At 43.3% G+C, this 17,230-nt stretch carries 20 protein-coding genes; 4 read left to right on the top strand and 16 right to left on the bottom strand.

The features are described 5' to 3' along the window. Window positions 1-452: 452 nt before the first annotated feature. From AAEZ00_RS14845 to AAEZ00_RS14800, 10 genes are read right to left on the bottom strand one after another with little or no spacing between them, the layout of a single operon-like run. Window positions 453-2,162, bottom strand: a complete 1,710-nt coding sequence (locus AAEZ00_RS14845) for a Na(+)/H(+) antiporter subunit D (protein WP_351088936.1) — start codon at window positions 2,160-2,162, stop codon at window positions 453-455. Then, window positions 2,152-2,466, bottom strand: coding sequence for a hypothetical protein (locus AAEZ00_RS14840; protein ID WP_124013885.1), 315 nt, complete (start codon window positions 2,464-2,466; stop codon window positions 2,152-2,154). The genes AAEZ00_RS14845 and AAEZ00_RS14840 overlap by 11 nt, the downstream gene beginning before the upstream one ends. Before the next feature lies 1 nt (window position 2,467). After that, complete coding sequence (locus tag AAEZ00_RS14835; RefSeq protein WP_124013886.1) at window positions 2,468-3,934, bottom strand: monovalent cation/H+ antiporter subunit D family protein; 1,467 nt, start codon at window positions 3,932-3,934, stop codon at window positions 2,468-2,470. Further along, on the bottom strand, window positions 3,931-5,421 hold the full coding sequence (locus tag AAEZ00_RS14830; RefSeq protein ID WP_124013887.1) for a monovalent cation/H+ antiporter subunit D family protein: 1,491 nt from the start codon (window positions 5,419-5,421) through the stop codon (window positions 3,931-3,933). The genes AAEZ00_RS14835 and AAEZ00_RS14830 overlap by 4 nt, the downstream gene beginning before the upstream one ends. A 5-nt stretch (window positions 5,422-5,426) precedes the next feature. After that, window positions 5,427-5,786 carry a cation:proton antiporter subunit C gene (locus tag AAEZ00_RS14825; RefSeq protein ID WP_101030922.1) on the bottom strand — a complete coding sequence of 120 codons (360 nt, stop codon included), beginning with the start codon at window positions 5,784-5,786 and terminating at the stop codon, window positions 5,427-5,429. Continuing rightward, the gene (locus tag AAEZ00_RS14820; RefSeq protein ID WP_124013888.1) at window positions 5,783-6,763 is read right to left on the bottom strand and encodes a DUF4040 domain-containing protein; all 981 of its coding nucleotides are present in this window, start codon (window positions 6,761-6,763) and stop codon (window positions 5,783-5,785) included. The genes AAEZ00_RS14825 and AAEZ00_RS14820 overlap by 4 nt, the downstream gene beginning before the upstream one ends. Next, window positions 6,760-7,119: a monovalent cation/H(+) antiporter subunit G gene (mnhG, locus tag AAEZ00_RS14815; protein ID WP_124013889.1), complete on the bottom strand. Its 360-nt coding sequence runs from the start codon at window positions 7,117-7,119 to the stop codon at window positions 6,760-6,762. The genes AAEZ00_RS14820 and mnhG overlap by 4 nt, the downstream gene beginning before the upstream one ends. Next, window positions 7,112-7,393: an MrpF/PhaF family protein gene (locus AAEZ00_RS14810; RefSeq protein WP_233768506.1), complete on the bottom strand. Its 282-nt coding sequence runs from the start codon at window positions 7,391-7,393 to the stop codon at window positions 7,112-7,114. Before AAEZ00_RS14810 ends, mnhG begins: the two co-directional genes overlap by 8 nt. Window positions 7,394-7,395: 2 nt before the next feature. Beyond that, window positions 7,396-7,917: a Na+/H+ antiporter subunit E gene (locus tag AAEZ00_RS14805; protein ID WP_267898623.1), complete on the bottom strand. Its 522-nt coding sequence runs from the start codon at window positions 7,915-7,917 to the stop codon at window positions 7,396-7,398. Further along, window positions 7,914-8,366, bottom strand: coding sequence for a Rap1a/Tai family immunity protein (locus AAEZ00_RS14800; RefSeq protein WP_233768507.1), 453 nt, complete (start codon window positions 8,364-8,366; stop codon window positions 7,914-7,916). The genes AAEZ00_RS14805 and AAEZ00_RS14800 overlap by 4 nt, the downstream gene beginning before the upstream one ends. A gap of 172 nt (window positions 8,367-8,538) precedes the next feature. On the opposite strand from AAEZ00_RS14800, the gene nhaR reads away from it, so the two are divergent. Continuing rightward, complete coding sequence (gene nhaR, locus AAEZ00_RS14795) at window positions 8,539-9,447, top strand: transcriptional activator NhaR (protein WP_124013891.1); 909 nt, start codon at window positions 8,539-8,541, stop codon at window positions 9,445-9,447. Window positions 9,448-10,260: 813 nt separating this feature from the next. Here the strand turns inward: nhaR and AAEZ00_RS14790 are convergent. Further along, complete coding sequence (locus tag AAEZ00_RS14790; RefSeq protein WP_124013892.1) at window positions 10,261-11,514, bottom strand: acyltransferase family protein; 1,254 nt, start codon at window positions 11,512-11,514, stop codon at window positions 10,261-10,263. Window positions 11,515-11,651: 137 nt separating this feature from the next. Here AAEZ00_RS14790 and AAEZ00_RS14785 point away from each other — a divergent pair, with 137 nt between their 5' ends. Then, complete coding sequence (locus tag AAEZ00_RS14785; protein ID WP_124013893.1) at window positions 11,652-12,530, top strand: LytTR family DNA-binding domain-containing protein; 879 nt, start codon at window positions 11,652-11,654, stop codon at window positions 12,528-12,530. A 423-nt stretch (window positions 12,531-12,953) separates the two neighbouring features. Continuing rightward, window positions 12,954-13,358, top strand: coding sequence for an NUDIX hydrolase (locus tag AAEZ00_RS14780; protein ID WP_124013894.1), 405 nt, complete (start codon window positions 12,954-12,956; stop codon window positions 13,356-13,358). On the opposite strand, the gene AAEZ00_RS14775 is transcribed toward AAEZ00_RS14780, so the two are convergent. Continuing rightward, window positions 13,320-14,342, bottom strand: coding sequence for a Gfo/Idh/MocA family protein (locus AAEZ00_RS14775; RefSeq protein ID WP_351074469.1), 1,023 nt, complete (start codon window positions 14,340-14,342; stop codon window positions 13,320-13,322). The genes AAEZ00_RS14780 and AAEZ00_RS14775 overlap by 39 nt on opposite strands. Window positions 14,343-14,345: 3 nt before the next feature. Continuing rightward, a complete protein-coding gene (locus tag AAEZ00_RS14770) occupies window positions 14,346-14,660 on the bottom strand; it encodes a putative quinol monooxygenase (RefSeq protein ID WP_351074471.1) in 315 nt (104 codons plus the stop codon). A 129-nt stretch (window positions 14,661-14,789) separates the two neighbouring features. Between AAEZ00_RS14770 and AAEZ00_RS14765 the strand changes: the two genes are divergently transcribed. Continuing rightward, entirely contained in the window at window positions 14,790-15,659 is an 870-nt protein-coding gene (locus tag AAEZ00_RS14765) for a LysR family transcriptional regulator (RefSeq protein WP_351074473.1), read from the top strand. A 29-nt stretch (window positions 15,660-15,688) separates the two neighbouring features. On the opposite strand, the gene AAEZ00_RS14760 is transcribed toward AAEZ00_RS14765, so the two are convergent. From AAEZ00_RS14760 to AAEZ00_RS14750, 3 genes are read right to left on the bottom strand one after another with little or no spacing between them, the layout of a single operon-like run. Then, on the bottom strand, window positions 15,689-16,093 hold the full coding sequence (locus AAEZ00_RS14760; RefSeq protein ID WP_335688912.1) for a CBS domain-containing protein: 405 nt from the start codon (window positions 16,091-16,093) through the stop codon (window positions 15,689-15,691). After that, on the bottom strand, window positions 16,090-16,440 hold the full coding sequence (locus AAEZ00_RS14755) for a P-II family nitrogen regulator (RefSeq protein WP_101030943.1): 351 nt from the start codon (window positions 16,438-16,440) through the stop codon (window positions 16,090-16,092). Before AAEZ00_RS14755 ends, AAEZ00_RS14760 begins: the two co-directional genes overlap by 4 nt. Before the next feature lie 3 nt (window positions 16,441-16,443). Next, entirely contained in the window at window positions 16,444-17,196 is a 753-nt protein-coding gene (locus AAEZ00_RS14750; protein WP_101034653.1) for a DUF1538 domain-containing protein, read from the bottom strand. Between the last annotated feature and the right edge of the window lie 34 nt (window positions 17,197-17,230).

Genomic DNA, 17,230 nt, shown 5'->3' with positions numbered 1-17,230 from the left:
CCGTATGCAGTGAAAGTTGCACGTACGGTTCTTAGGAGAGCGGCACTTGGTAACAGGTGCCGCTTATCCGACCAAAGCAATTTTGAGCGACTACTCATTCACAATATACTTATATTGGTTTGCCATAAATTTACTCATGCGAGCAATGGGATTAGTTTTCATATCAATTAATTTATAAGAATGAATCTAAAAAAATGGCATCTTTTTCTACGTTCAGCACCATATAACCTTCCCATAGAGTGTTATGTTTATGTGTACGGCTATAATTGATTTATGCTAAAACACCGCCTAAGTTTCTCGTTATGAAAACACAGAAATGTTAGTAATAGCATGTTTAGCACTAGCCTCCAGCCCCCACAATACGCATCTTCAACACGTGTAAGAGTCACTACCTGATCTGAGAAATTACTACTCCAAATGGGGCCAAGTGAAAAATTTGCTGCCCATTGCTGCTACAGGTAGTACAACAACACGTAGGCCGATAGCAACCCAGCGATCCATAGCACAGTAGTGCCCACGGGCCAAGAGCGCGCGAACACGCCGCGCTCTTGGCTATCTGCTGTATGCGGTTGGCCTAGGTAACGCACTGCCATACGTTGTAAGAATTTCTGCAAGCGGTTTCGTTGTTGCGTAACCACTTCACCTAGTGAGCTAAGCGCTCGTTCGATCAACCTAAACAATGAAAAGGCCGCACGTCGCCAAAGCCAATCTGTGTCGAGGCTAATCGTCATGGTACGTTTCATTAGTGGCAATAATACGAAGAAAGCCAGTCCTGAAAATAGCAACAACTGCAAGTAGAAAAGTACTTTACCAATCGAGTACGGTTGGTAGTCAACGGGGTAGGGAAGCAGGGCATAAAGCATTTCAGGGAAAACACCCAGTAAAATGCACAAGCTGGCAAAAATGATCATCGCCAACCCCATATTCCATGGCGCATCTTTTGGTCTTAACCCCGAGTCTTTTTGGAAGAACACAAACCATGGGAATTTGATCCCGGCATGAAGAAATACACCGGCCGACGCGGCGGTTAATGCCATGTAAACCCACACTAGATTTCCATCAACAGCTGCCTGGGATATCATGCTTTTTGTTGTAAAACCTGAAGTCAGTGGAAAACTTGAAATGGCTAGCGCGCCAATAATACCGCAGACGCAGGTGAGTGGCATGGTGCGAAATAGTCCACCCAGCTCCATACATTTATTTTCCCCGGTGCGGTATATAACAACCCCAGCACTCATAAACAGGAGTGCTTTATATATAATATGTGCAAAAGCATGAGCCGTCGCGCCATTAAGAGCCATTTCGGTACCAATGCCTACGGCAACCACCATAAATCCTACTTGGTTAACCACGGAATAGGCAAGGATCCGCCGTACATCATTTTCCAATAAGGCGAAAATAATACCGTACATAACCATAAATAGACCTATGCCAATTAGCACAGGTTCGCCTGGGAATAATAATATCAGTGCCAGTACAGCTGTTTTGGTCGTAAATGCCGACAGGAACACCGAGCCTGTGGGGGTAGATTCAGGGTATGCATCGGCTAGCCAAGCTGATACCGGAGGGGCCGCGGCGTTTATCAATATGCCGATAAGTATCATCCATGTGCTGAAATCTGTTGCCAGCATAGGTTGAATTTGGATAGAACCGGTACCTATCACTACACCTTCAATTCCAACTTTAAGCACCACGCCACCGAGAAGATGCATGATGGCATAACGTATTCCAGCTGCTCGTGCACCAGGCGTTCCACCACACCACACAACAATGGTAGAAAATATCGCCATCAGTTCCCAGTATAAAAACATCGTAATGAGGTCGCCGGCAAAACAGACGCCTATAGCACCTGCAGCGTATGCAAAGGCTGCGGCAAGTTCATACCAACGCGCTATACGAAAAGAGTAAAGACCTCCTACAAAGACCATGATCGCAAAAATAGTAGCAAACAATCGCCTTAGCGGACTCCCCTCGAGGGGTTCAATATTGTATGAAAGAAATTTTACCGTGCCCTGAACACCATCAGGGATCTGCCATATGGCCCACAGGGTAATAATTGGCGCTATTAATATGACAGCCGTCCGCGCGTGACCCTTAACCAAACATATTAGAACAGCAGCTATTAGCAGGATAAATGCTGGAGAGAAAAGTTCAAACGTCATTGCTGCTCTCCTTTACCTTGTCATGACTGGGGGCTGAGGTTTGAACTTGTTCTGGTTCATCGTAATAGTCTAGTGGGCGTTTTAGAAACAGACCTAATAATTTTGCGACTAGTACCATCACCAGACAACTGACAAATCCATAAACTGCACCAAACCCAAACCAGCCATCAAAGCCGAAATAACCTTTAACGTATATGACTGTCTGCGCAAGCACCACCAAGGTCAGTACAACACTGAAACCAATCCAGAGCTTACGAATCGTTGAAGGTCGCACTAACCAGTGCAATTGTTTTTCGTCATTCATTTTAACCGAGCCCCTTAACTACTTGGCTTTCCAATTCAATGACTGGACCGTTAAATAAAAAGAAAGCCAGTGTCAGTATGGCGGTCATACACAATGCCAGCACAGCTAAAAACGGTGCTTCGCCGTGTTCCTTGTCACCGTCTTTTTCTCGCTCAAACCAAACTAGGTATAAAATCGGCAAAAAGTAAGCGGCATTAAGAACGGTACTTGCAATGATGGTGAATACTGCCACTAGATTGTTAGCTTCGAAAGCTCCGGCCAAAATATACCATTTTGAGACGAATCCCGCGGTGGGAGGGACACCAATCATGCTCAGGGCACCGATGGTAAACGCCGCCATTGTCCATGGCATGCGCCTACCAATACCCCGTAATTGATGGATTTCGGTTTTTTTGGAGGCAACATAAATTGCGCCTGCAGCAAAGAACAAAGTAATCTTACCAAAAGCATGCGCCACCATATGTATGGCGGCGCCAACCTCTGCGAGTGGTTTGAGAATGGCTGAGGCCATAACCACATACGATAGCTGGGCAATAGTTGAGTAGGCTAGTAGGCGTTTGATGTTGGTTTGGCGCATTGCAACTAGACTCGCTACAATGATGGTAAAAGCCGCAACATATAAAAGCCATTCTGAGCTGGGTGATTCAAATAGATATTCAATCCCGAATATATAAACGATGATCTTGGTGATCGCAAAAACACCAGCTTTAACTACCGCAACGGCATGCAGTAAAGCGCTCACTGGGGTAGGTGCCACCATAGCCGCCGGTAGCCATTTGTGTACAGGCATCACTGCAGCCTTGCCAATACCGAATACAAACAAGGCCAGAAGTAACCCTATTTCTGGGTCATTCAACTTACCGGCGAGGATCCCGCCTGTAGTAAAGTCACCCGTTCCTGCCACGGTATAAGTCCAGATGATTGCAGGAAGGAACAAACCAATAGATGTACTGAGTAAAACACCCAGATAAATTCTTGCCGAACGTATTGTAGCCGCATCGCCTTTATGTGCTACCAGAGGGTATGTCGAGAGTGTTAATAGTTCGTAGAATAAAAAGAGAGTGAATAGATTCCCAGCGAAAGCAACACCAATAGTGGCTGAAAGAGCTAGCGCGAAGCATACAAAAAATCTAGTTTGGTTTTTCTCTTTATTACCGCGCATGTAGCCAACGGAATATATCGAGTTGATGAGCCAAAGTCCGGATGCCAATGCTGCGAATAACATGCCCAGAGGTTCAACAGTAAAGGCAATGTTGAGCCCTGGCATGACCTCGCTAACGTCTATCGAGGGCCGTCCTCCATCCATAAGGATCGGAAGTAATCCCCATACCACCCAGATTAATGAAACAGACGTAATAGCCGTTGCAGCTTCGCGAATATTAGGGCCTATACGCCCAGCAAGGGAAATAGCCAGAGCTCCTACTATTGGAAGGCCAATGGCGACTAATATGGTCGTTTCTGGTGTCATTGTGAACCCTCCAAGAGAAGGGCTGCAGCACTATTTGCGAGTTCTAATGGAACCTGTGGAAACAGTCCGAAGTATATATTGAGTAGTGCAATAAAACCGGTAACTAATAACATTTGTACTGGTGCTTCAGATGTTGGGCCTTCTCCGTCAACAGGAGCTTGGAAGTAAAGTGCTTCAACGATGCGCCAAACATAAACCACCGCCATCAAGGAACTGACGAGAATAATTGCTACTAGCCCCCAACCCCAAGGTCCGCTTTCCAAAGCTGCGGTAATAAGTAGCCATTTACTAATAAATCCCGCAGTACCAGGCACGCCGATTAAGCTCAACCCACACACAACAAAAGCAGCACAAGTCCAAGGCATACGAGCTGCAGCACCACCGAGTTGATTTAGGCGCAAGTCGCGATACTTATAAGCTAGACAAGCAACCGCGAGGAACAAGCCTCCTTTTGCCAGCGCATGGTTGAACAGATGCATCGCGCTGGCGCTGAGTCCGGCCATGCTGACAAAGCTAGCACCAAGCAAAATATAGCCTATTTGTGCAATAGATGATGAAGCAAGCAGTCTTTTAAGATGTCCTTCGAACATCGCGACTGCTGAGGCAATAAGTATTCCGAGAATGGCCAATGGCATCGCAAACAATGCGAACTGAATTTCGTGATCCTCAAGCGTGGCCTGAAATACCATATAGTCAAATCGGATCAGTACATACAGTGCAACCTTGGTCGCGCAAGCAGCGAGAAACACAGTCACCATGTGCGGTGCGTGTGTATAGGCGTTTGGCACCCAAACATGCAAAGGAAACACTGCAGCTTTAAGAGCCAAACCAATAGTGATGAATCCCGCCGCGACTAGAACCGGATTTATGTCGGTAACATCACCGAGGCGATCTTGTATATCAGCTAAGTTAAGTGTGCCGGTCATCATATAGATTAACCCCACACCAATCAGGTAGAAGGTTGCGCCAATAGTGCCCATCATTAGATATTTGAAAACCGCTGGAAGTGCGCGACGGTCTGGACCACCTGCTATTAATATGTAGCTGGCCAGCGATGAAATTTCCATGAAGACAAAAATATTGAAGGCATCTGCTGATACGACAATACCCACAAGTCCAGATAGAACCAGTAACCATGCTGAGTAGAATAGTGGCTGACGTTCAGATTCAACCTGTTGATCAATGCTTGATCTGGCTGCCAACAAGGCTGTAGCGCCGGCACCTGTGATCACCAGTAATAACAGTGCACTAAACGCATCTACCGACAAGGCAATACCATAAGGTGCAGGCCAGCCCCCCATGGCGTACTCGAGGGTTTGACCGTCTAAAACAGCTAAGGCAAGCGTCAGAGCGATGGCAAAACTCACCAAAGCGGCGGCAGTTGCCCCCGCCCATGCCAGACCTCGTGGTTGTAATAGGACAATAAGTGGTGCCGATAACATCGGTACCACAACTTGTAAAGCAGGAAGGTGTGCTAATAAGTCCATAGTAGTTAGTCGGCGTCCAAAATTTCGTTTTCTTCTATCGTGCCGTAACATTCACTGATACGTACCACAATGGCCAGTCCCAATGCGAGAGTAGATACTCCCACAACGATGGCTGTTAGTATCAGTACTTGTGGTACTGGGTTTGAAAATATTTGATCTTCTACACCGCTTTGTATGATGGGGGCTGTCCCGCCTTCTACCTTGTCCATAGTAATATACATAAGGAATACAGCAGATTGAAATATGGATAATCCAATTAGTTTTTTTATCAAATTGATTTTGCTAATCACGGCATACAGTCCCACCGTTAAAATGATAGCGAATACCCAATAATTGAAGTAGCCCAGCAGTTCCAATAGTTTCATGACAATCTCTCACGGGCAGCGAACGCATGGAAAATGGCCAGAAGTGCACCACAAACCGCCATGCCAACGCCGGCCTCGATAATTAATATACCCAGCTGTTGTCCAAACACTGGGTCAGCGGCTAGTACTGAATAATCTAGAAATGCTCCTCCCATCAACATGCAAGCCACACCCACGCCGCCATATAGCAATGCACCGCCTATAACCATACCCAACAGCACCCCGCGAGGTATTGCGCGCAACGCTTCGGATTCGCCTTCGAGCACGGCGTAAAGGATTACGCCTGTGGCAATAATTGCACCAGCTTGGAATCCACCGCCCGGGCCATATTCGCCATGGAATTGTACATAAAGACCAAATAACACGATAAACGGGATCAGCAGTCGGCCGACTACTTGGGGGATCAGATGGTGGCGTAGACCACTACTTTTTTTAATCACGGGCTGATTTTTTCGTGGAGGGCTCACACCAAGGATGAATAAAACCCCGATACAAGCAGCGAAAACAACAAACACCTCGCCCAGCGTGTCATAGCCTCGAAAGCTGCCAAGGATTGCGGTGACCACATTGGGAATATCGATATACTCAGGCGTTTTTTCTAGATACCAAGGCGCAAGATGTTGATGCACTGGGGCATCAGGGTCGCCGAGCCGTGGTTTGTCGAAAGTGGCGTATATTATTAGCAATGCCAGAACGCTCACAGTACCTAGAGCTACCCACCGACCTCCCTCTCGAGCTTTTTCCCGGTCACCAGTCAGCTCCAATGCACAGAGGAAGATTACCGTTGTCACTCCAGCACCCACCGCGGCTTCTGTGAGTGCTACATCAGCAGCGTCCAAAATAAAAAAGTTGGCCGCCATTAGTAAACTGAATATAGATGTCAGCATTACCGCGACAAACAGGTCGTCGGTGCGCACTATCGCAATAGCGGTAATGACGAGAAGGGTCAGTAGGAACAGTGCAAAAATTAAGATCATTCTCCGGTCCCCTCTTTGGGTAAGTTGCTAGCCTTGGGTGCGTCGCTAGCGCTTCCATCGTCTGGCTTAAGACCGGATAATAGCGCGGCATTGGCCAGCGCATAGGTAGCGGTTGGGCCAGTCAGTAGCAAAAACAGCATAATAGCAAACAGTTTAATAGCGGCTAGGGACAAACCGGCTTGTAGGATCATACCAACAAAAATTAAGATAGTCGCCATGGTATCAGTAAGACTGGCGGCATGAATTCTGGTGTAAAAGTTTGGCAGGCGCAGGCCGCCTATGCCGCCGATCAACACGCAGGCACCACCTAGAACGAGTAGAATCCAACTCAGAATATCTAGCGCGACATCAATCATTTTCTGCCTCAGAATCAGATTTTCTTCGGGAACGATTTTGGAAATAATTTAATACTGCAAGAATCCCGACCATATTGACCAGAGCGTAGGCCAACGCAAGATCAAGAAAATCAGGCCGACCGTAAAGAAATGCAATGACGGACAGTAACAAAACGGTCTTGGTACCAAACACATTGACTGCCAGTACGCGATCGTAAACGCTTGGCCCTTTAAGTGCTCTCACTAGGGCCAATACCATGGTCACCAAAATGGCTATAGAGACAACAATATACATAATTAGCGGGGCTCCAGAGCTGCTACTCGACGATTCGCTTCGCCTTTTTGTAATTCTCTTGCACTTTCACTGGTCAGGCAATGAATCAATACTTTTCCCTCGTGTAAATCCAACGTGACGGTTCCCGGGGACAGGGTAATGGAATTGCCAAAAATTACTTGGCCCACGTCCGTTCTGGCTTCCGCTTCAAGCACAACCACGGTGGGGCTTATAGGCATAGAGGGTTTCAGGATCAGCTTGGCTACGTCCAGACTCGAAATAATAATCTCTCGCAGCAGCCACAACCAATAGCCAGGCAGGCGAGGCATAAGTCTAAGCAAATCTGTATGATGCCGGAAAAAGCCCATACGATGTGCCAAGTAAACGCTGAGCAAGCAGGACAAAGCCCCCAAACTCATGACCAGTGGTTTGTAGAGTCCCGACCACAGAAGCCAAGATATTGCTAAAATAAGCAGAAGTAGCAAAACAGACGAGAGTCTTGTTTCGCCGCGTTGAAACGTATGCTGGGCTAGAGTTAAGTTCATAGTTTGCAAGGGTAGTTTTTCAGTAATGATTTATAGACGACTTCCATCGCCGGTTCATTTTCTTCGCTGCTATCTGTTTGGGCTGCTAGATCGGCGACGATAACGTTAACTACATCGCGCAATGGCAGCGGATCTCCGAGGCAAAAACCGGCTAGGTCTGCTGCTCTGGAACGGTCTAAACGGTTTGGCATACGAGTGCGAATCGCGCGTTCCGTGAAGGTCTCCTTACTTGCAAGGGCACTTTCGGCATTTAGCATGACTCTTGCATCGGTTGCTATTGCACCATCGATAAAGCCTTGAATATAGCGGACACAATACTGACCATCAACGCTTTCTGGTTCAGCGTTAAACAGTGCGCAGTGCGATGAAAGTTCTTGAGCCGTCAGTACTTCTACTGCCTTAGCTGGTGGTACGGACAACAATTGAACGGCCAAAAAAGCGAAAACCATTAAGGGGAAACTATCTTTTGACATATAAATCCTTTTTTTCTAATGATTTAACTTTATCCAATTAATCATAGTACTAAAAGTCGATTTTAGTTGTTTTTTCATCAATAAAAAATTGATAATGTATTTTGAGAAAATAAACATTAGATGAGAGAAAAGTACATTAGGGAATTATATGGTAAAGCTTAATTATCATCACTTGCAGTATTTTCATGCGATAGCGACACATGGCAGTATCGCTCAAGCATCAAAAGTCATGCATATTACGCCACAAACGCTTAGTGCTCAGTTAAACTTATTAGAAGTTCAATTAGGATATAGTTTGTTTGACCGAAAAGGTAAGCGTTTGGTGCTTAATGATATGGGTCACATCACACTGAGCTACGCACAGGAAATATTCAGTTTAGGAGATGAACTGATTCATTCATTGAAAAATCATTCAACTGACTTTTTTTTTCGTTTTTCCATCGGAGTCACTGATGTCATCGCGAAAGTGTTTTCATTTAATTTATTAAAAGCGGTCTACACGATGGACGACTCTATTAAGTTAGTGTGTAAAGAAGCGAGCTTGGACGTATTACTTGGAGAATTAGCGCTAAATAAACTTGATGCTGTTTTAAGTGATACATCATTGCCAACAGGTTCTTCGTTAAAAGCATACAGTCACCTCGTAGGTCAATCCGGTATTAGTTTTTTTGCTCATAAAAATCTTGCTAAAACGTTAGCTGTTAACTTTCCACACTCTCTTGACGGTAATCCATTTTTTACGGCAGGAGAAGGATCTAATCAGCATTTGAGTGTACTTTCTTGGTTTAATGAACTAAATATATCGCCCCAAATAATAGGTGAATTTGACGACTCAGTGTTGGCCAAATATTTTGGGCAAGCAGGGTACGGTGTTTTTTGCGCGCCAACTATCATTGAAAATCATGTTATAGAACAATTTGATGTTGAAATTATTGGAAGAACAACGGAAATTACTGAACATTATTATTTAATATCGCCTGAGCGAAAGATTAAACATCCCGCCGTTCAGCATTTATTAACTGAAGGAAAAAAACTGTTTAATCAGCCTATAGTTTAAGATCTTTAGTGAGAACCCTGACATCGTCGTTGCTACCGATTAAATTGGCTATAGGAAATATCGTTTTATTATCATTTCTTTTGTAATAATGATCGGCCAGTGGTTTCAATATGATTGAGAAACTTAGTCGCGAGCCAGGTTTACCGTTTTGATTTAGACTAAACAAACCAATAAGAATTCATCGACAATTATTTTATCGGTAAACGTACAAGCCAAGTTCTCCACCATACATCAAGGTATGTGCCGACAATATTGATACACCTAGCCTTGACATAACCAAGTGTTTAATCGCTTCATTTATTATTAGCTCAACTCGTTACAGGGGAAAAGTGTGTTTGAGGTATTGATTAATTCAGCTTACTTGGTATTGGTTTAGCTTGATTTATAACGTAGCTTCATTTGAACTTATTGCCTGCAGCAGGTGAGCTACAGTACGTAGTAAATGTCGCGATCACAGGGATGTGAAAGAGTGACCTTAGTGCAGATGATTAAGCGAGACGCCAGCTCTTGATTTTACAATCAGCATCCTTGTGGGCTTAACCAAAACATCCCTGTTTTGGATACTCGCTGACTCATCTACACCTGTAATTTAACTCTCTTCGATTTAGCCGCATAGTTGTCTATAGATGAAAGCTAAAGAGGAAAAGCTCAAATCTAATTAGCGGACTTACTTTTGTCGGATAGACGACAATTGTTGCCAAGTGCCGCCCTCCTATGAACCCAGCGTGCAACTTTCACTAATTGCAATACTATTTCGAATGATTAGTTGGATTCACTTAACTTAACATTGTAATATTCTATCCTCTGCTAAAATTAGTGAATAAGCTCTAATGCAAGCGGAATACAACATATCGTGATGATCGCTCGCCACAAGTATGATGTGTGATACAGACTTGTGGCTGCTGGTTTAACACCAAAACTCATTTTCAGTAAAGTCGAGCGTTTTACAATCAGCATCCCTAACCAACAAAGAGTAATTGTTAGTATTAATACAGCAACCCCCTCCAAAGCTATTGGTATTCGAAAACCTGATAACGTGTATGCCATTACAATAATGATGGTTTGATGAACGATGTAAACTGGAAATACCCATCGATTAAGTTCGCTAACAATGCGGGATTTTCGATTTAGATAACGACTAGCAATAGCGAGTATCGCAAGCACAGGCATTGTTTTCGCGCTAGCATAGACAATACCGAACATCATCGCTGCAACATCATCGTTTTCATAAAGTCCGGTTTGCCAAATATAACTGAACCCAAATTGAAGTGCCATAAGTGATATGAATGCGAATAGTGTTATTTCTATCCACGATGCGCTCAATTTACTCCAGAATGAACCAATACTTCCCAGACAAAAGCCCACTAAGAGTAATAGTAAACCGTACATTTCACGAACGGCATCCCCAGTTAGCAGAGTGTCGATTAACAATGTCGAAGCGATTAGCATAATTGAAAGCGCTAACAGTTTGTTACTGGCAAAAACTACAGCCTTTTGAACCCACTTTTTTATAAGTAATGGAGAATGTTTGCATAAAAGCGTGATCAGCAATAACGCCATACTGTTCTTCCACAACGAACGTAAAAACCAAAGATGGTTTACATCAACATGAGGCCAAATACCGCTTTGATAATCGTCAAAGTAATTGAGGGGGGCAACATAGAAGGCGTAAACGAACGGCCAGAAGTCTAAAGGCATTTTGCCAGCTTGTTTCATTTCAATATAAAGCTGTGGAGGTACAACAATCAGTACACCAATTAATAATGGGAAAAGCAGTTGAAGGCTTCTGCTCCACAGTAATTTTCCGCTGGTTTCTTTGAGTAGCATAAATCTCAATGCGACACCTGATATGAACCATAACAGCCCCATTCTCCACGGTGACAACGTAAGCATTAAATGCTGCAACAAAGTAGATTGCGATTCATGTTTGAAATGAAATCCCCATTCCGGCACATACACCATGCCAGTGTGGAATAGAACCAACAATCCGATGGCTATAACTCTCAACCAATCTAAATGATGCAATCTATTTGATTGATTTGACTCTTTTTCATTTAATAAATCCATAAGTAATCTCTTGTATATGGTCTAAACCTTCTGCACACTATATCTCTATTGGATGTATGGATTTACCGCTATTCCATTGAAAAGAAATGAATAAGTGATAAGCGGTGGAATCTAGGGATAAGAGGAAGCGCTTTAAGATGTTATTTACCAAGCTGCATTATCAAAATAATAAAATCAGTTATGAAGCATTCATTTTATCTGTGTATTTCTTTATTAATGCAGGAATAAATTCGACATCAGTCCTGATGGAATCCAAGCGCGATGGCATTGCAAACTTAGCTAATTGGGAACCGTTTGTTTGGGAGTATTCAAGCGCTTTATCATCGTTATTGCTATTGCCCCTTGTCGCTATTTTTATGACCAAGTATCCGTGGCAATGGAAGCAACCTAAATGGTCATCGTTGCAATATTTAACCGCTGCTGTTGTTTTCTCAATGGCTCATGTCGTTGTTATGCTCGTTTTGAGAGAGATAAGTTACCAATTTTCTTCGCTTGAATATGATTTTGCAAAATCAATATCTGAATTCAGTTACGAACTTATTTATGAGCTTCGAAAGGATGTTTGGAGTTTTTGTTCATTCGTCATTTTGATCTCTTTTTACCGACAAATCATTCAGCAATGGTTGGGTGATGCGAGCTGTATAGACATCACTACAAACGCCAGTAGCAAGCTGACAAAGCACTTACTGGTGAAAAAGTTAGGCAAAGAGTTCTTGATTAAAACTGAGCAAATCGAGTGGATGCAATCAGCGGGTAATTACGTCAATCTGCATATTGGTGATCAAGTCTATCCAACCAGAAGTACACTGGTTGAATTTGTGGCCAGTGATCCGACAAACTCGCTATGCCAAATACACAGATCATTAGCAATAAATTTAAACTTTGTACATTGTATTGAGCCGCTTGCTAGTGGCGACGCTGAAATCACCATGCAGTCTGGACAAACACTTCGTTTATCTCGGAGATATAAAAACTCATTTAAACAGCTAAAACAGTCGAATAATTTTGTAGAATAATTGAATATAGGGAAGCATAAACATCGGTAATTTTAGAGAATAAAAATTTTAATATTATTAGGTTTAGGAAGTATTTTTTCTAATAAAAACCGTCGGCGGCTAAACTTCACTCTAACTTGAAATTGTCCAGAAACGAGCTAGTCGTGATCTGCCTTTATCACTACGAGCAAACATTGATGTAGTTGAATTGACTTTGTCTGCCAAACATATCGATGAAAGGCTTATGCTTATTGTCTCTGAACAGAAAGCATTAATCATCGCAAGTGGTGCTAATCTATTTAAGCTACTATTGATTAAAACCACAGCCTGATCAAAATCACAGCCGGACTTAAACCACAGCAGGCTATAATAGTTAGTTTAAATGTTAGTATTATTTTTACTCAGTAGCGTTAGCTGTTCACTCTTTTTAGCAGGAACACCGTCATGGCATTTAATGATTTATTTAGGCTCAGTTCTCATGCGGTGATCACCAATGATGATGGGCAAGTTCTATTATTAAAAGCCAATTACGGCGATAAGCATTGGGGCTTACCGGGCGGTGGACTTGACCCTAATGAAACCATCCATCAAGCATTACAGCGGGAATGCCAAGAAGAATTGGGTTGTTCAGTTACGGTCAATTATCTGTCTGGGGTCTATTTTCACCGTGCGTATCAATCACAAGCATTTATTTTTCGCTGCGAGCTACCACAAGGATCGGAAATACACTTAAGTGATGAACACAGTGAGTACGCTTACGTTGCTGTTACTGAATTATCGACGATTCAGCAACAGCGAGTAAACCAATGTTTAGCGTTCAGTGGTGTGGTTTGCAGTGCGGCTTTCTAACGCGGCTTTATGCCATGTTGTTAGCATTTGCATAATATCAACAGAGTCGCTGAGCTGTACCAAAGGTCTAGGTACTGTGTATTGTTTAGTTTCTAATGCGTTAAGCACAGCTTCTACTTGATAGTAAAAGCCATTGCCTTTGGCTTCAACGTTTACTAGTTCAGCTTGTTGCTCATATAACCTAACGGTAAAGTGATTGTCTTGAGATTCTGGTAACCAAGGGTTTGAGGTGAACTCAATACTTCCTAAGCTGCCCAAGATAGTAAAGCCTGCGTGCAGACCATAGTCTTCAGCGGTGTGAAGATGACATTGCACCCCATTGCTGTAACTGACGATGGCAGTCGATTCGCAAATATTACCGTCTTGACCACGTCTTCCAGTCGCTTCAATGTGGTATTGCTGGCTCTGCTCTGTGCCAAATTGCTGTTGCATCACTAACTGTATTAATGATGCTGGGTAACAACCTAGGTTAAACAATGCACCAAGGCTAGCGGGGTTAACAAACTGGCTAATGGCAGCGCAATATTGGCCGCGGATACTTTTTACTTCACCTATCACACCAGTGGCTAATGTTTTGCTTAGCTGTTGCATAAATGGATGAGCTAAGTACATTAAGCCTTCAAGGAAAAACACTTTGTTTTGTTTTACAGCATCCAGACTTTTTGCAGTTTTTGTCATGTCTACTGACAATGATTTTTCACATAAAATCGCTTTGCCAGCATTAGCCGCTTTTACCACGTATTCATGATGTAAGTGATTTGGCAGGGCAATGTATATAACATCGACTTCAGGGTTGTTGATTAACGCATCAAAATCAGTAAATTGATGTGGAATTTGATACTGGGTCGCAAACTCTGCCAATGTTGTGGTGTTGCGTCCTGCCACGCCATAAATTGTACTTTGACCTTGTGCTTTAATCGCATCGGCCATTACCCCAGAGATAAAACTGGTGCCTAATATTGCCCACTTAATTGATTCAGACATTGATTATCCCTCAGTCGTTAATAGTTGATAGTCAAATGCTTGCTTTAAATCGGTTAACGCCGATTTGATAAATGCCTGAGTATGTTCAGCTGCAAAGTGGGCATCAAATGCTGCTTGGTCATCATAACGTTCCCAAAACACAAATTGCTTAGGGTTGGTTTTATTTTGCAGAGCCATTGCAAGTGAGCAGCCTGGTTCGTTGTTCATATCTGCACAAAATTGACGGACAGCTGCGATTCCTTGTGCCAATGGCACTTGGTCTTTAATGTGAATTTCGGCCGTGATAAACACGCCTTGTTGATCCAGTTTGTTATCCATATCGACCCCTTAATAATAATGGGGCATCGTAAACCAGTTCTGCGTAAGGCAAAATGGCTTGGTGGTGTTTACAGAAAACACTATAGGTTTATAATTAAGGCTGGTTTAATGAAGTATTAAGGACATTCGGTGGATAAATTAACCGCAATGCAGGTGTTTAGTCATGTGGCTGAGCAGGGCAACTATGGCACAGCTGCGCATAAATTTAATATCAGCCGGACTATGGTCAGTAAACACATTAATCAGTTAGAGGCCTACCTTGGGGTTAAGCTGATTAACCGTACTACTCGTCAACAAGAATTAACGGAATCGGGCCACGTTTATTACCAAGAATGCCAGACAATCTTGATGGCTATTGAGCAAGCTGAAAATACCCTGCAGTCGATGAATTCGACGCCCAAAGGCACCATTAGAATTAATGCGCCAGTTAGTTTTGGCAATATTGTGCTGGCACCGATAGTGAATCAATTTTTGCTGCAATATCCGCAAATTGATGTGGAGCTACGGCTTGATAATAATCTAATCGATCCCATGGTAGATCATGCTGATGTGGTGGTAAGGATTGGCACTCTTGATGACTCCGCGCTAATTGGCAGGCATATTATGAATTATGAAATGGTATTTTGTGCTTCACCTCACTACTTAGCTCAACACCCGCCAATAGCGTCAATTGACGATTTACCTCATCATGATTGTTTAGGCTTTAGCTATTCAAAAAGTGCTTCATTAGCGGGTGCCCATAGCCAGTTGTTTGGTAAACGCAGCTTTAGATTGTTGTCCAATAGTGGCTTGGTATTAATCCAAGCCGCGATAGATGGATTGGGTATTATTTTACAGCCACAGATAGTGGTGAAAGAGGCAATTCAAGCTGGATTGTTGACAAATGTCAGCGTATTAATACCTCCAGATGCGATGCCAATACACTTATTATATAAAGACAAAAATCTGCCGTTAAAAACCCGGACCTTAATTGAATTTATTATTCACCAACTCGAATGATGAGATTTGTGCATTATGGACATCGCGCATTATGACTCGGCAATCATGCCTTTTAAGACGATATTGTCATAAGTGACAAAACCTAAAATTTCACCCGCTTCAATCACAGGTGCTTTGTTAATATTAAAGCGTTCAAATAGCCGTGCGGTATAGCGAACATCCATGTCAGCAGACAATGACAGCACTGGCTTTATCATAATTTCGTAAATATTGGTGCGTGCAGGAGACTTGTCTTTGGCTAACACTTTTCGGGCAATATCGCTCATCAGTACCATGCCATATTCGTCATGTTCATTGCGTTTATTCACCACTAAAATATTGACCTTTTTACTGATGGCCACTTGTATTGCTTCTGCTACTGTGTGCATTCCGTCAATCATAGCGTAATGGTTATTCATCACATCGCGATTGCGAATAGGGAGTTTGTTGCTCATATTTGATCCTCAATATCTTTACTCAATTTTTCAACTTGATGGGCAACACCAACCGCATCTTCGACATCAATTTGAATCGCAATACCTTTGCCCGAATTGGTGTCAAATTCGCCGACTTGAGCAATCGTTTCTAAAATATGGCGGCTCATGTGTTCTTCTACCAGCCATAAAATAACATCACGTTGGACATCGAGTGTTAAGCCCATAAAGGTTTTCTTCTTTTCTAGACCTTCGCCGCGGGCATGATTAATGACAGTTGCACCTGTGGCTCCGGCAATACGCGCTGCATCGAGCACTTTGTCGGTGCAGTCGTCGTCGACAAAGGCAACAATTAATTTAAAGCGCATAGGTTACTCCTTAGTGGCTTTTCGTTTTGATAAATAATCAACCACTTGGGCGTAACCCATAACAGTGATCATTGGAAATAAGCTGGCAAAGGCAATTAAACCAAAACCATCAATTAATGGATTACGACCTTCGACATTGGTGGCGAGTCCAAGCCCTAACGCGGCCACAAGTGGTACCGTGACGGTAGAGGTGGTTACGCCTCCTGAGTCATAGGCCAATGGCACAATCATTTTAGGGGCGTAAAAGGTTTGGATCACCACCACCACGTAACCGGCCATAATGTAATAGTGGATGGGATCGCCTACCACAATACGAAAACAGCCTAAAGTAATACCGATAGACACCCCAAATGCCACCGACATTCGTAAGCCTTGAATTCCTATGGTGCCACCAGAGACTTGGTTGGCTTTGATTGCCACCGCAATTAATGACGGTTCTGCAATAGTGGTGCTAAAACCAATAGCTGCGGCAAATACATATACCCAAAAATAGTCTTGCCATATAAACGGTGCATTGCCGCCATCGGGATGCAAAAATTCGCTGGTGGTTAATTGATTTGCCATGCTTTCCCCAATGGGGAATAAAGCAAGTTGTAAACCAACTAAGAAAAAAGTAAGTCCAATAATGACATACACAAAACCGAGTAATACTTTACGCCATTGGCTAATAGGGCGTTTAAGCACGCCAAGTTGAAAGCCAAATAAAATCACCGCAATAGGGATGACATCACGGGCGGTCAGTAATAGGGTGGTCATCAATTCATTCAGCAAAAGAACTCCTTGTTCTATT

The organism is Shewanella sp. S1-49-MNA-CIBAN-0167, from assembly GCF_040310145.1.
Lineage (GTDB): Bacteria > Pseudomonadota > Gammaproteobacteria > Enterobacterales > Shewanellaceae > Shewanella > Shewanella psychromarinicola.
This window is presented reverse-complemented; position numbering and strand designations above follow the sequence as displayed.

Excerpts from the sequence above, each read along its gene's own strand:
- AAEZ00_RS14840 (WP_124013885.1), bottom strand. The coding sequence starts at position 2,466 with ATGAATGACGAAAAACAATTGCACTGGTTAGTGCGACCTTCAACGATT.
- AAEZ00_RS14800 (WP_233768507.1), bottom strand. The coding sequence starts at position 8,366 with ATGGTTTTCGCTTTTTTGGCCGTTCAATTGTTGTCCGTACCACCAGCT.
- AAEZ00_RS14775 (WP_351074469.1), bottom strand. The coding sequence starts at position 14,342 with ATGTCTGAATCAATTAAGTGGGCAATATTAGGCACCAGTTTTATCTCT.
- nhaR (WP_124013891.1), top strand. The coding sequence starts at position 8,539 with ATGGTAAAGCTTAATTATCATCACTTGCAGTATTTTCATGCGATAGCG.
- AAEZ00_RS14845 (WP_351088936.1), bottom strand. The coding sequence starts at position 2,162 with ATGACGTTTGAACTTTTCTCTCCAGCATTTATCCTGCTAATAGCTGCT.
- AAEZ00_RS14780 (WP_124013894.1), top strand. The coding sequence starts at position 12,954 with ATGGCATTTAATGATTTATTTAGGCTCAGTTCTCATGCGGTGATCACC.
- AAEZ00_RS14755 (WP_101030943.1), bottom strand. The coding sequence starts at position 16,440 with ATGCGCTTTAAATTAATTGTTGCCTTTGTCGACGACGACTGCACCGAC.
- AAEZ00_RS14820 (WP_124013888.1), bottom strand. The coding sequence starts at position 6,763 with ATGATCTTAATTTTTGCACTGTTCCTACTGACCCTTCTCGTCATTACC.
- AAEZ00_RS14810 (WP_233768506.1), bottom strand. The coding sequence starts at position 7,393 with ATGTATATTGTTGTCTCTATAGCCATTTTGGTGACCATGGTATTGGCC.
- AAEZ00_RS14760 (WP_335688912.1), bottom strand. The coding sequence starts at position 16,093 with ATGAGCAACAAACTCCCTATTCGCAATCGCGATGTGATGAATAACCAT.
- AAEZ00_RS14785 (WP_124013893.1), top strand. The coding sequence starts at position 11,652 with ATGTTATTTACCAAGCTGCATTATCAAAATAATAAAATCAGTTATGAA.
- AAEZ00_RS14825 (WP_101030922.1), bottom strand. The coding sequence starts at position 5,786 with ATGAAACTATTGGAACTGCTGGGCTACTTCAATTATTGGGTATTCGCT.
- AAEZ00_RS14805 (WP_267898623.1), bottom strand. The coding sequence starts at position 7,917 with ATGAACTTAACTCTAGCCCAGCATACGTTTCAACGCGGCGAAACAAGA.
- AAEZ00_RS14750 (WP_101034653.1), bottom strand. The coding sequence starts at position 17,196 with ATGACCACCCTATTACTGACCGCCCGTGATGTCATCCCTATTGCGGTG.
- AAEZ00_RS14830 (WP_124013887.1), bottom strand. The coding sequence starts at position 5,421 with ATGGACTTATTAGCACACCTTCCTGCTTTACAAGTTGTGGTACCGATG.
- AAEZ00_RS14835 (WP_124013886.1), bottom strand. The coding sequence starts at position 3,934 with ATGACACCAGAAACGACCATATTAGTCGCCATTGGCCTTCCAATAGTA.
- AAEZ00_RS14770 (WP_351074471.1), bottom strand. The coding sequence starts at position 14,660 with ATGGATAACAAACTGGATCAACAAGGCGTGTTTATCACGGCCGAAATT.
- mnhG (WP_124013889.1), bottom strand. The coding sequence starts at position 7,119 with ATGATTGATGTCGCGCTAGATATTCTGAGTTGGATTCTACTCGTTCTA.
- AAEZ00_RS14790 (WP_124013892.1), bottom strand. The coding sequence starts at position 11,514 with ATGGATTTATTAAATGAAAAAGAGTCAAATCAATCAAATAGATTGCAT.